At 28.2% G+C, this 12515-nt stretch carries 16 protein-coding genes; 14 read left to right on the top strand and 2 right to left on the bottom strand.

Annotated features, from left to right (window positions below; translation table 11 throughout):
• Positions 1 to 10 precede the first annotated feature (10 nt).
• Together IC758_RS13505 and IC758_RS13500 are read right to left on the bottom strand one after the other, a co-directional pair.
• The gene (locus IC758_RS13505; RefSeq protein ID WP_227482841.1) at positions 11 to 778 is read right to left on the bottom strand and encodes a PucR family transcriptional regulator; all 768 of its coding nucleotides are present in this window, start codon (positions 776 to 778) and stop codon (positions 11 to 13) included.
• A gap of 29 nt (positions 779 to 807) precedes the next feature.
• A complete protein-coding gene (locus IC758_RS13500; RefSeq protein WP_227835335.1) occupies positions 808 to 1917 on the bottom strand; it encodes an ABC transporter ATP-binding protein in 1110 nt (369 codons plus the stop codon).
• A gap of 338 nt (positions 1918 to 2255) precedes the next feature.
• Between IC758_RS13500 and prmA the strand changes: the two genes are divergently transcribed.
• From prmA to IC758_RS13430, 14 genes are all read left to right on the top strand, one after another.
• Positions 2256 to 3203 (top strand): 50S ribosomal protein L11 methyltransferase, encoded by a 948-nt coding sequence (gene prmA / locus IC758_RS13495; protein ID WP_227432583.1) that lies wholly within the window; start codon positions 2256 to 2258, stop codon positions 3201 to 3203.
• Positions 3204 to 3221: 18 nt separating this feature from the next.
• Positions 3222 to 3977: an RsmE family RNA methyltransferase gene (locus IC758_RS13490; protein ID WP_227432584.1), complete on the top strand. Its 756-nt coding sequence runs from the start codon at positions 3222 to 3224 to the stop codon at positions 3975 to 3977.
• 4 nt (positions 3978 to 3981) lie between these two features.
• The gene (mtaB, locus tag IC758_RS13485) at positions 3982 to 5280 is read left to right on the top strand and encodes a tRNA (N(6)-L-threonylcarbamoyladenosine(37)-C(2))-methylthiotransferase MtaB (RefSeq protein WP_227432585.1); all 1299 of its coding nucleotides are present in this window, start codon (positions 3982 to 3984) and stop codon (positions 5278 to 5280) included.
• Between the two features lie 43 nt (positions 5281 to 5323).
• Positions 5324 to 5674 carry a histidine triad nucleotide-binding protein gene (locus IC758_RS13480; RefSeq protein WP_227432586.1) on the top strand — a complete coding sequence of 117 codons (351 nt, stop codon included), beginning with the start codon at positions 5324 to 5326 and terminating at the stop codon, positions 5672 to 5674.
• Between the two features lie 162 nt (positions 5675 to 5836).
• A complete protein-coding gene (gene rpsU / locus IC758_RS13475; protein WP_003416618.1) occupies positions 5837 to 6016 on the top strand; it encodes a 30S ribosomal protein S21 in 180 nt (59 codons plus the stop codon).
• Positions 6017 to 6045: 29 nt separating this feature from the next.
• Positions 6046 to 6489, top strand: a complete 444-nt coding sequence (locus IC758_RS13470) for a GatB/YqeY domain-containing protein (RefSeq protein WP_227432587.1) — start codon at positions 6046 to 6048, stop codon at positions 6487 to 6489.
• A gap of 110 nt (positions 6490 to 6599) precedes the next feature.
• The gene (locus tag IC758_RS13465) at positions 6600 to 7097 is read left to right on the top strand and encodes a TspO/MBR family protein (RefSeq protein ID WP_227860527.1); all 498 of its coding nucleotides are present in this window, start codon (positions 6600 to 6602) and stop codon (positions 7095 to 7097) included.
• Between the two features lie 192 nt (positions 7098 to 7289).
• Positions 7290 to 7853, top strand: a complete 564-nt coding sequence (hpf, locus tag IC758_RS13460) for a ribosome hibernation-promoting factor, HPF/YfiA family (RefSeq protein ID WP_227432589.1) — start codon at positions 7290 to 7292, stop codon at positions 7851 to 7853.
• A 215-nt stretch (positions 7854 to 8068) separates the two neighbouring features.
• Positions 8069 to 8305, top strand: coding sequence for a YabP/YqfC family sporulation protein (locus IC758_RS13455; RefSeq protein ID WP_227432590.1), 237 nt, complete (start codon positions 8069 to 8071; stop codon positions 8303 to 8305).
• A gap of 12 nt (positions 8306 to 8317) precedes the next feature.
• A complete protein-coding gene (gene yqfD, locus IC758_RS13450) occupies positions 8318 to 9661 on the top strand; it encodes a sporulation protein YqfD (protein ID WP_227432591.1) in 1344 nt (447 codons plus the stop codon).
• 37 nt (positions 9662 to 9698) lie between these two features.
• A complete protein-coding gene (locus tag IC758_RS13445; protein ID WP_227482837.1) occupies positions 9699 to 10715 on the top strand; it encodes a PhoH family protein in 1017 nt (338 codons plus the stop codon).
• 56 nt (positions 10716 to 10771) lie between these two features.
• Positions 10772 to 11233 carry an rRNA maturation RNase YbeY gene (gene ybeY, locus IC758_RS13440; RefSeq protein ID WP_227432593.1) on the top strand — a complete coding sequence of 154 codons (462 nt, stop codon included), beginning with the start codon at positions 10772 to 10774 and terminating at the stop codon, positions 11231 to 11233.
• 5 nt (positions 11234 to 11238) lie between these two features.
• Positions 11239 to 11958 (top strand): diacylglycerol kinase, encoded by a 720-nt coding sequence (locus tag IC758_RS13435; RefSeq protein WP_227432594.1) that lies wholly within the window; start codon positions 11239 to 11241, stop codon positions 11956 to 11958.
• Positions 11959 to 12077: 119 nt separating this feature from the next.
• Positions 12078 to 12479 (top strand): cytidine deaminase, encoded by a 402-nt coding sequence (locus tag IC758_RS13430; RefSeq protein ID WP_227432595.1) that lies wholly within the window; start codon positions 12078 to 12080, stop codon positions 12477 to 12479.
• Positions 12480 to 12515: the final 36 nt, after the last annotated feature.

Genomic DNA, 12515 nt, shown 5'->3' with positions numbered 1-12515 from the left:
GATTTAGCAGTTAATTTTTTTTATATAGAAAATAAGATTTTACACTTAGATAAAAAATCATTGCATTTTCAAAGTTTTTTAAATCAAGGTTGAGTATTTCATTAATTTTTTCCAACCTATATACCAGTGTATTTCTATGTAAAAACATATCACTAGATGTTTTAGAGATGTTTAAGTCATTATTTATAAATTTTATTCCTGTAGATAGAAGTTCTTCATCAATAGATTTTATTTTATTGAAGTCTATCAGTCTATTAAGTACATCGTCTTTGTTAATTAAGTCTAAAGTTTTATACCTAATAAGGTCAAATAAATTTAAAAATTTATCCTTAGCATTATCTTTTACAATATAAGATAGTAAATTAGAGCATAACTGCAATCTAAAATTAAAATCAGATTTGTTATCTAACTCACCAAGATAGAAAATATAAGTACTTTGATAAGTTTCAGTTTCAATTATATTTTGTGTAGTTACATTAATGTCTAAGTTATACTTAGAGTTTACTACAAAAAAACTACTATGTTGAATTGTATTTATATCATCATATAAGTTATAAAAAATACCTTTTAGATATTCAAAATCTATATGTGGCTGATAAATTAAATAAAAGTGACCATTTAGATTATCTAAGTTATTTTCATCTAAAAAATCAATAACATAAACAGTATCATTAAAAGTAACTAAATGACTATTGGCATCTAAACTTTGATTTTTATAAGGGTAAATATTTATTTTTTTATTGAGTTGTTTTTCAAAAAAACTTTTCAAGTCTTCCATAAAGTCTCCTTAGAAATAAGATTATACTCTTATCTTATAGCTAAGTCAGTTTCTTTGTCAAATAAGTGTACTCTATTATTATCAACTGAAAGAGTTAAATTATCACCAACATCAACTCTATTTTTGCTGTCAAATCGAATTGCTATTGTATTTACATCTAATTTTAAATGAGCATAGGTCTCTGCTCCCATAAGTTCTTTTATTTCAACTGTTGATTTAAAGCAAGTATCTTGATTAGATTTAACAAAAGTATCTTCTATATGTATATCTTCTGGTCTAATACCCATAATAACTTCTTTTTTAATATAGTTGTCTTTTATTAAATCATAGTGTTTTTCTCTATTTAATTTTATCTTAATGTATTCGCTTTTAGCATATATTTCTTCATTCTCTTCTATTAATGTAACATTAATAAAGTTCATCTGTGGAGCTCCAATAAATCCTGCAACAAACACATTAGCTGGATAGTCGTATACATCTTGTGGAGTTGCAATCTGTTGTACCACTCCGTCTTTCATTACTACTATTCTGTCAGCCATAGTCATAGCTTCAACTTGGTCATGTGTTACATAGATGAATGTAGTTCCAAGCTGTTGATGTAACTTAGTTATTTCTGTTCTCATGGCAGTTCTAAGTTTTGCGTCCAAGTTAGATAAAGGTTCATCCATTAAGAATACCTTAGGATTTCTAACTATTGCACGTCCTAGAGCAACTCTTTGTCTTTGTCCACCAGATAGTGTTTTAGGTTTTTTATCTAAAAGAGGGACTAAATCCAATATTTTAGCGGCTTCTTTAACTTTTTTATCTATTTCATCTTTTGGCATTTTTCTAAGTTTAAGTGCAAATGCCATGTTTTCATAAACAGATAAGTGAGGATATAAAGCATAATTTTGAAAAACCATTGCTATGTCTCTATCTTTTGGTTCTATATCATTGACAAGTTTATCTCCTATATATAATTCTCCAGAAGATATTTCTTCAAGACCAGCAATCATTCTAAGTGTTGTCGATTTACCACAACCAGATGGTCCCACTAAAACTATAAATTCCTTATCTTTAATATCTATATTTATATTTTTTACTGCATTAAATCCATTAGAATAAAGTTTTGATATATCTTTTAATATTACTTCTGACATTGTAATTCTCCTTAATAATTTAAATTTTAATTATATAATATCAGATGATTTTATTGTAGGAAACATATAAAATAACCAAAAATTTTTGTTTACAATGTATATCTTGCTAATTTGTATATAATAAATATAATGTGAACTATTTAAAATGTATTAAGGGAAAAGCATAATCAAATAAAGTGCTAAAAATAAGTTAGACAATTTATTATAAATTAAGTAAATTAACTATAATGTAGATATAAACTAATAAAAAATTTATAAAACAAAAAAGTATGATATTTGTGATATAATAAAAGTTATGGAAAAATAGGAAAATTAATATAGAAAAGAGAGGTAAACTTATGAATAATTGGATAGAAGTAACTATAAAAACAACAACAGAGGCAGTTGAGCCAATAACAAATATACTATATGAACAAGGTGCTGGAGGGGCTGTAATAGAAGACCCAAAAGATTTCTTATTTCAAAAGAAAAATGAATTAGATTGGGATTATGTAGAAGAAGAAGTATTTAAAAAGAATGAAGAAGATGGTGTACTGATAAAGACTTATGTGTCAGAAGAAAAAAATGTGATGGAATTTGTCGAAATAATAAAGCAAAAAGTTTTAGGACTAAGAGATTTTGGTATAGATATAGGTGAAGGAAGTGTGTCATTAGACCAAGTAAATGAAGCTGATTGGGCAAATGCATGGAAAGCATACTATAAACCAACAAAAGTAGGTCAAAAGGTAGTAGTAAAACCTACATGGGAAGATTACGATATGCAAGAAGGGGATTTGATAATAGAGCTTGACCCTGGTATGGCTTTTGGTACAGGAACACATGAGACTACTAGTATGTGTATTAGAGAATTAGAGAAATATGTAAATAAAGATTCTAAAGTATTTGATATTGGTTGTGGTAGCGGAATTCTTGCAATAGCAGCAGCTAAATTAGGGGCAAAAGAGGTTGTAGCTGTAGATTTAGACGAAGTTGCAGTGAAAGTTGCAAAAGAAAATGTGCTTGAAAATAAAGTTGAAGAGAATGTATCTGTAATGCATGGGAATTTAACAGATGTAATAAAAGATAAAGCTGATGTTGTAGTTGCAAATATAATCGCTGATATAATAAAAATACTTGCAAAAGATGTACAAAATTTTATGAAAGAAGATGCTATATTTATATCTTCAGGTATAATTTTGGACAAAGTAGAGGAAGTTAAAGAAAGCTTAATCGAAAATGGATTTGAAATAGTTGAGGTTCAAAAACTAGGTGAATGGTCAGCGATAGTTTCTAAACTTAAAAAGTAAAAGGCTGGGTGGAATATAATGGATAGATTCTTTGTTGAAAAAAATAATATAAATTTACAAGACAAAGCCTGCATTATAGAAGGTGAAGATGTAAAACATATTTCAAAAGTTTTAAGGTGTAAACTAGGAGAAAAACTTGAGATATGTGATAAAGATAATAATGAGTATATTTGCGAGATAACAAATATAGAAAAAAATATGGTTAATTTAAAAATTTTAGAAGAAGTTGATATAAATAGAGAATCTAAACTTAAGGTAAAATTATATCAAGGTCTTCCAAAAGCTCCAAAGATGGAGATGATACTTCAAAAACTAACTGAAGTTGGTGTAGATGAAATAATATTAGTTCAAACTAAGAGAAGTGTTGCTAAAGTTGATGATAAAAAAGAAGATAAAAAATTTGAACGTTGGGAAAGAATAATTTATGAAGCCGCAAAGCAAAGTAAAAGAGGTAAAATTCCAAATTTAAGAGGTGTTTTAAGTTTTAAAGAAGCTTTAGAAGATATGAAAAAAAATGATGTAAATATTTGTCCTTATGAGAACGAAAGAACTGTCTCAATAAAACAGGCACTTAAAAATTGTGATTCTAATATAGATAGAGTTGGAATTTTTGTAGGTCCAGAGGGTGGTTTTGCTGAGGAAGAAATAGAGCAAGTTCAAAAAGATAATTGCAGTACTGTATCATTAGGACCTAGAATATTGAGAACTGAGACAGCTTCTGTTGTAGCATCAACAATAGCTTTGTATGAGCTAAGTGATTTAGGAGGAGAATAATAAATTGAAAAAAGTAGCTTTTTATACACTTGGGTGTAAAGTCAATCAATACGAAACTGAAGCTATGCTAGAACTATTTGAAAAAGATGGATATGAACAAGTTAATAGTGAAGAATATGCAGACGTTTATGTTATAAATACATGTACCGTAACTCATATGAGTGATAGAAAATCTCGTCAATATATAAGACGAGTTAAAAAGAAAAATCCAGATGCAATAATAGCCGTTGTGGGATGTTATTCACAAGTATCGCCAGAAGAAATTTTGGATATAGAAGAAGTAAACCTAGTCATGGGTACAAATGATAGAAGGAAGATTGTTGAAGAGATTAGAAGGATAGATGCAAGTAAAAAAGTTAGCACAGTTGATGATATAATGAAGGTAAAAGCATTTGAAGAAATAGAAATTAGTCAAACTAATGGAAAGACTAGAGCATTTATGAAAATTCAAGATGGATGCGACAGATTTTGTACCTACTGTATCATTCCTTATGCCCGAGGACGTGTTAGAAGTAGGGATATTGATAGTATAGTTGATGAAGTGAAAAAATTGGCTAAAAATGGCTATAAAGAGGTGGTATTAACAGGAATACATGTAGCCTCTTATGGAAAAGATTTAAAAGATAAGGATATTAAACTTCTTGATGTAATAAAACAAATAAATGAAATAGATGCAATAGAAAGAATTAGACTTAGCTCTGTTGAACCGATTTTGTTTACTGATGAATTTGTGAATGAAGTTTTAAAGATGGAGAAGGTTTGTCCTCATTATCATCTATCTCTTCAAAGTGGATGTGATGAAACTCTAAAAAGAATGAATAGAAGATATACAACTGAAGAGTATAAGACTATTGTGGATAGATTAAGAGATAAAATACCAAATGTAGCAATAACTACAGATGTAATAGTAGGTTTTCCAGGAGAAACTAATGAGGAATTTAAACAAACATACAATTTCTTAAAAGAGATAGAGCTTTCACAAATGCATATTTTTAAATATTCGCCAAGAAAAGGAACTCCAGCTGCAACTATGGAAAATCAAATTGACCCTCAAATGAAACACTTTAGAAGTGAACAACTTTTAAATTTAAGTAAAGAAAACTTTAGTAAATTTGCAACTAAATTTATTGGTAGTGAATTAGAAGTCTTATTTGAACAAAATATAGAGGGCAATAAGTTTGAAGGACTGACTTCAAATTATATAAGAGTTGTTGTTGAAAGTGACAAAAACATACAAGGTCAGATATTAAAAGTAAAAATAAATGATGTAAAAAATGAATATGTAGAAGGAATTTTGCTATAACATGTAGAAATTATAATATTTATAAGATAGGAGGTGGAAGGAAATGGATTGTATATTTTGTAAAATAGCGAACGGAGAAATACCTTCAACTAAAGTTTATGAAGATGAAAGAGTATTGGCATTTAATGATTTGAACCCAGTTGCTCCATATCATATATTAGTTGTACCTAAAAAACATTATGATAGTGTAATTGATATTCCTGATATAGAAATGGATATTGTGTCACATATTCATGTTGTTATTAATAAAATAGCTAAAGAGAAAGGTTTTGACCAAACTGGATTCAGAATCATAAATAATTGTGGAAGCGATGGAGGGCAAGAAGTTAAGCATTTGCACTATCATATTTTAGCAGGTAAAAAGCTTCCTAATTACGAAGCAGAACAAAACTAAACTAAATTATTGAAAAATTGAGTTCCTTCTTGATAAAAATACTTGATAAAAGTAAAAATTTAGTTTATAATAAACAAAGTGTTAGGTTGTAATGCATATTATGCAAAAAGAACATAGTTACAGTCCCAGCATAATTGCGCTATTGGAGGGAGGGAAAAAGAAATGTCAGAAGTAAGAGTTAGAGAAAATGAAACATTAGACAGCGCTTTAAGAAGATTTAAGCGTCAATGTGCAATGTCTGGCATCATGTCAGAAGTAAGAAAAAGAGAGCACTATGATAAGCCAAGCGTTAAGCGTAAGAAAAAAGCTGAAGCAGCAAGAAGAAAAAACGCTAAAAAATAGTAGTAAATAAGAATAAAGAGGTGAAGGGGATGTCCCTTAAGCAAAAGTTACAAGAGGATTTGAAATCTTCGATGAAAAACAAAGATACAGTGAGAAAATCTGTAGTAACTTTAATAAGAGCTTCCATAAAGCAGTATGAAGTTGATAATAGAACTGAACTTGATGAAGATGGAATTATCGATGTAATAGCAAAACAATTAAAGCAACGTAGAGATGCATTAGTTGAATTTGAAAAAGCTGGAAGAGAAGACTTAGTAAAAGAAACAGAAGCTGAAATTGAAGTTTTAAAAGAGTACCTACCTCAACAATTAAGCGAAGAAGAGTTAGAAGAAATTGTAAAATGTACTATATCTGAAGTAGGGGCAACATCTATGAAGGATATGGGAAAAATAATGTCAGTTATTCAACCAAAAGTTAAGGGTAGAGCTGACGGAAAACTTATAAATAAGTTGGTAAAACAAAACTTACAATAGATTGATATAGCCTAGAGAGAAATCTCTAGGCTTTTTATAATTTTTGAGAATAACAAGTCATATCTGAGCATATCTATAATCAAAGAAAATTTTGAAAGAAGGGGAAAAATTTGATTATATCGGTAAGGGAAATTAGAAATTTTTTGATAAACATATCAATACCATTAATAATAGGTTATTTAAGTAGTATTTTGACCATGTTGATTAGTGGAACAGATATTTCAACGTACTATCTACAACTTACAAAACCAAGCTTTGCACCACCAGCTTTTATCTTCCCTATTGTTTGGACTATATTGTACATATTGATGGGTATATCTTCATACCTAATATTAAAAAAAGGTTACAACTTGCCTAAAGTAAGAGATGCAGTGTTTTATTATGGATTACAACTTGCATTAAATTTTGTCTGGAGTATACTATTTTTTGGATTTGGACTTAGATTTACAGCTTTAATAGACATAATAATAATGATTATGGTTTCTATAATAGTTATTTTAAAATTTTCTAAAATAGATAAGAGAGCTGGATATATAAATTTGGTTTATTTGATATGGCTGGTTTATGCTGGATTTTTGAATTATTTTATATGGTTTATTAATAAATAGAATGTAAAGGTTTTGTAAATTACCCCGTACTTTTAATAATATCATATCAAATAAAAAATGAATAGACTATTAAAAATAATCATTTTCATATACAATTATATTAATTTAAATATAATAAATGTATCAAAAATATATTTAAAGATTAACATATTAAAGTATTAGAATTGGAAAGGCTCGAAGGGAGAGGTTTTTATGCAAATAATAGTATCTGGAAGACAAATGAAATTAACTGACGGAATAAAAGGATACGTAGATGGAAAATTAAGTAGGTTAGAAAAATACCTTGATCCTGAATCAGAAGTGAAAGTAACAGTAAGTGCGAAAAAGGATAGACAGAAAGTGGAGGTTACAATAATTCCTATTAATGGTCAAATAATAAGGGCAGAAGACGTAGAAGAAGATTTATATGCAGCAATTGACATTGTTTGTGACAAATTAAGTAGACAAGTTGTAAAGTATAAGACTAAGGTTAAAGACAAAGTTCAAAATAATAAAAGCATAAGATTTGAAAATATTGACTTTATAGATAATAGTAGCGAATTTAATGATTATGACTATGATGATGAGGAAGATGAAAATATAGTTATAGAGAGAAGAAAGAAATTTAATGTAAAACCTATGAGTTCAGAAGAGGCAATTCTTCAAATGGAGTTGGTAGGACACAACTTCTATATGTTTAGAAATCAAGATAACTTTGAAATAAATATAGTATATAAGCGTAAAGCAGGTGGATATGGTTTAATAGAGCAAGACTAATAAAAAAATTGTATACTTTTTATATTTTATATACAAAAAAGTAAAAAGGTAATCATGTTGATTTTTATCAATATGATTACCTTTTTCTTGTTTAAATAATATATTAAATATTAGGTATTTACTGTCTAAAAAAATTTAAAACTACTCCATGATAGTATCAATAAAGTGCATAAATACCTATTTTAAGCATAAAATTAATTAAGGGGGTAATGCTTATGTTAGAAATATCCACTGATTTACAAGTAAATCAACCAGTTGTTACTGTTACAAGTAATACTTTTATGAGTATAGAAAATTATCTATCAATACTAGAATATGAAGTTGATTTAATAAAAATAAAGACTAAGGTAAAAACAATTAAAATATCTGGGGATAAACTTTCGCTTAAGTATATTACTGACAGTGAGATAGGTATAAAGGGAATTATATACAATGTGGAGTATGTTGATTAGGAGGAGATACACTTGATAAGTTTTATAAGGGGATACTATGTTATAGTTGTGGAAGGAGTAGGGCTTGAACAATTTTTAAATCATCTTATAAGAAATGGAATAAATGTTTACAATGTAACTAGAATAAAAAATACTAAAATCGAGTTTAATATAAATAGACAAGATATAAAAGAATTTAAGAATATTTATAGAGGAAGTAAGTTTGATATTAAGGTAAAACAAAAAACAGGAGTTCCTTTTATTATTAAAAGAATTTATAAGCACAAAGGTATGTGGATTTGTGCTATTGTTTCTTTACTTTTATTGATGTCAACATCACAATTTGTAACGGATGTATATATACAATCTCCAGAAGGTATAAAAAAAGAAACTCTTAGAAGTGAACTTTATAAAGTTGGAGTAAGACCAGGAGTATACAAAAAGAGTATTGACAGAAAAGAAGTTAGGGACCATATGATGTCAAAATTTAATGATGTCGCATATTTATCTATTAATGTAAAAGGAACCAATATATTTGTTACTGTTACAAAAAAGGCTGAATCCTTAAAATCTACAGACCAATCAAATTATTGTAATGTAATTGCTTTAAAAAATGGTATAATAGAAAAGGTAATCCCTAGAAGTGGTAAGTCTGTTGTTAAATCTGGAGATATAGTCCAAAAGGGCGCTGTTTTACTAAATGGTGCTAATACAAAATCAATACCCGAAGTATGGGCAAGTACTTTTTATGAATCTACTAAAAAGGCAAGCTATGTAGATACTGTAAATAAAAAAACTGGAGAAAAGAAAAAGGTACACACAATAAGTTTTTATGATAAAGAATTTACAATTAGAAAAAATATAAAATATAAAAATTATGTTGTTGAAAATAAAGAAAAAAGACTTTCAATGGGAGATTATACTTTCCCTATAAAAATAAAGACGAGTACTTTTTATGAAACCAAAAAAGTTGAAGTGAAAAAGAACAAAGAAGAGTTGAAAAAAGAATTATCTGAAAAAGCTTTAAAAGAATTAGAATACATAATACCAGCTTCGGCTAGAATAATAGATGTAAAACATAGCTATAAGGTTAATAAAAATATGTTAGAATATTTAATAACAGTTCAAACTAGTGAAAATATCGCTAAAATTTATCCTCTTAGTAAAGCAGAGGCAGAAAGATTTATAAAGGAAGATAGTAAACCAAAAGAGGGAGAAGAGGAAGTTCCTTCTAATCCACAAAAAAGACCAATAAATGATATAAGAAATGAGTTTAATGAGGATAATAAAGATAATAACGACCAAAATAATTCTGATGGAAATAATAGTAATCAAAATAGTAACAATAGTCAAAATAATAATAGTAACAACAATTAATAAAATTTAACCTAAAACTTGAGGAGGATTAATTCAATTGATAATACAAAAAAAATTTACAATAGCAGATGGCAATTTTGAAAGAGAGTTATTTGGCAACTTTGATGAAAATGTAAAATTGATAGAGAAAACTTTAAATATAGATGTAATACTTAGAGAAGGCAATATAATTTTAATAGGAGAAGAAAAAAATGTAGATTCTGCATTAAAACTTATGAATGAATTGCATCAAACTGTATCAAATGGTAAGCATTTAGATAAACAAAGCATTTCTTATTCATTATCTCTTTTACTTGAAGGTAGTGAGCAAAAGATAAAAGAACTTGAAGGTACAATTGTTATAACTCAAAGAGGTAAAGCTGTTCAACCTAAAACTTTAGGGCAAAAAGAGTATATAAAGCTTATAGAAAATAATGATATAACTTTTGGTGTTGGTCCTGCTGGAACAGGAAAGACTTATCTTGCTGTGGCTATGGCAGTGAAAGCTTTTAAAAGAGATGAAGTTAGTAGAATTATACTTACAAGACCAGCAGTAGAAGCTGGAGAAAGTTTAGGATTTTTACCAGGAGATTTAAAAGATAAAGTAGACCCATATTTAAGACCATTATATGATGCGTTATTTGAAATGTTGGGTGCTGATAAGTTTAATAAATATTTAGAAAGAGGTACTATAGAAGTTGCACCACTTGCATTTATGAGAGGTAGAACTCTTGATAATTCTTTTATAATATTAGATGAAGCTCAAAATACAACTTCTGAGCAAATGAAAATGTTTTTAACTAGATTAGGATTTGGTTCTAAGGCTGTAGTTACAGGTGATATAACACAAACAGATTTGCCTCAAAATAAAAAAAGTGGTCTTATACAAGCTACAGAGATTCTTAAGGGCGTTCAAGGGATAGGCTCTATAATGTTAACAGACAGAGACGTTGTAAGACATGAGTTAGTACAGAGAATAATAAGAGCTTATGAGAAGCATGATAAAAAAGAAGAATTTAAAAAAGAAGAGCGCAAAAAAATGAAAATACAGGAAAAGACTTTCAAAAGAAAGTAAAAGTGTAGTAATATAGATGTATAGCATTATTAATGAATAAAAAGTAGGTGTAATTAATGGATTTGATATTAGATGATAGACAAGATAAATTAGAAGTAAATGAAGAACTAATAGAAAAAATAAAAGATATAATTTTAGAGTGTTTGGATTATGAAGGATATGATGATAATTATGAAGTGAGTCTTTCTTTTGTAGATAATAAAGAGATTCATGAATTAAATAGAGAATATAGAGGAGTTGATAGACCAACTGATGTTTTATCATTTCCTCTTTTAAGTGATGATTTTGAAGATGTTGAATTGGAAGAAGAATCTTTAGGAGATATAGTAGTATCTCTTGAAAGAGCTTTAGAGCAAAGCATAGAATATAATCATAGCTTTGAAAGAGAAGTATGTTTTTTAATATGTCATAGTATGTTTCATCTTTTAGGGTATGACCATGATACAGATGAAAATACAAAAGAAATGAGAGAAAAAGAAGAATACATATTAAATAAGTTAAACATAACAAGGGAGTAATTCTTATGAAAACAGGAAAAACTCGTCAAGGTATAATTAAAGCTTTTAATGCAGCTATAGAAGGAATATTATATACATTTAAATTTGAAAGGAATATGAAAATACATTACTTAGGCTCAGTTGCTGTGCTTATAATAAGTTTATTTTTTAACTTTTCAAAATTGGAAATGATAATGTTACTGATGTCTATATGTTTAGTTGTAGTTGCTGAGATGTTTAATACAGCTATAGAAAAAGCAGTAGACCTGGTAACTGATGAATATCATGTACTTGCAAAAATAGCAAAAGATGTTGCAGCAGGTGGTGTACTAGTAGCAGCATTAAACTCAGTAGTAGTTGGATATATTTTATTTTATGATAAATTGACAGATATATCTGGAATGTTAATTTACAAGATAAGAGAATCAGAATTACATATAACCTTGATATGCATATTATTGGTTCTTATAGCTGTAGTAGTAGTAAAAGCATTGACTTCAACAGGGACACCTTTAAAAGGAGGTATGCCAAGTGGTCATGCTGCTTTAGCATTTGCTATAGCAACTGCAATTACACTTATGACAGAAAGAGTAGTTGCATCTACTCTTGCATATATAATGGCTGTATTGGTTGCTCAAAGTAGGATTGAGGGAAAAATACATACATTCTGGGAAACCATAGCAGGAGCTTTGTTAGGCGTGTTAATAGCAGTATTAGTATTTCAGCTTGGAATGTTTTATAATTAAAATGAATGTACATAAAATATTTAACAATGAAACAAATCTGTTACAATTAAATTTTTATGATATAATGTAGAGTATTAAATAAAAATAAATTCTAATAAGTGTATACAGGAGGAGATGTTGTGGACAACATAGAATTGTTAAAGTTGGCAGAAGATGCTAGACAACATTCTTATGCTCCTTACTCAAGTTTTAGAGTGGGTGCAGCTCTTTTGACTAAGAGTGGAAAAGTTTATACTGGATGTAATATAGAATGTGCATCATTAGGTGGAACAAATTGCGCAGAAAGAACAGCTATTTTTAAAGCTATATCAGAAGGTGATAAGGATATATATAAAATAGCAATAGCAAGTGATAACTCAGAAAATAATGAACAAACATATCCTTGTGGAATATGTAGACAAGTAATTATAGAGTTTGGTTCTGATATAAAAATAATAACAGGATATACTAAAGGAGAGGTGTTTGAGCATGATATAAAAGATTTGCTACCAAACTATTTCTCTGGAAATGATTTAAAATAAATTAAAAAACTAAAATAAATTTAAAGCAATTAAATA

The sequence above is a fragment of the Clostridioides sp. ES-W-0016-02 genome, from assembly GCF_020641035.1.
In the GTDB taxonomy this organism is placed as follows: Bacteria; Bacillota; Clostridia; order Peptostreptococcales; family Peptostreptococcaceae; genus Clostridioides.
This window is presented reverse-complemented; position numbering and strand designations above follow the sequence as displayed.

Coding starts and splice junctions, on each gene's coding strand:
- IC758_RS13505 (WP_227482841.1), bottom strand. CDS start 778: ATGGAAGACTTGAAAAGTTTTTTTGAAAAACAACTCAATAAAAAAATA.
- IC758_RS13500 (WP_227835335.1), bottom strand. CDS start 1,917: ATGTCAGAAGTAATATTAAAAGATATATCAAAACTTTATTCTAATGGA.
- prmA (WP_227432583.1), top strand. CDS start 2,256: ATGAATAATTGGATAGAAGTAACTATAAAAACAACAACAGAGGCAGTT.
- IC758_RS13490 (WP_227432584.1), top strand. CDS start 3,222: ATGGATAGATTCTTTGTTGAAAAAAATAATATAAATTTACAAGACAAA.
- IC758_RS13480 (WP_227432586.1), top strand. CDS start 5,324: ATGGATTGTATATTTTGTAAAATAGCGAACGGAGAAATACCTTCAACT.
- rpsU (WP_003416618.1), top strand. CDS start 5,837: ATGTCAGAAGTAAGAGTTAGAGAAAATGAAACATTAGACAGCGCTTTA.
- IC758_RS13470 (WP_227432587.1), top strand. CDS start 6,046: ATGTCCCTTAAGCAAAAGTTACAAGAGGATTTGAAATCTTCGATGAAA.
- hpf (WP_227432589.1), top strand. CDS start 7,290: ATGCAAATAATAGTATCTGGAAGACAAATGAAATTAACTGACGGAATA.
- IC758_RS13455 (WP_227432590.1), top strand. CDS start 8,069: ATGTTAGAAATATCCACTGATTTACAAGTAAATCAACCAGTTGTTACT.
- ybeY (WP_227432593.1), top strand. CDS start 10,772: ATGGATTTGATATTAGATGATAGACAAGATAAATTAGAAGTAAATGAA.
- IC758_RS13435 (WP_227432594.1), top strand. CDS start 11,239: ATGAAAACAGGAAAAACTCGTCAAGGTATAATTAAAGCTTTTAATGCA.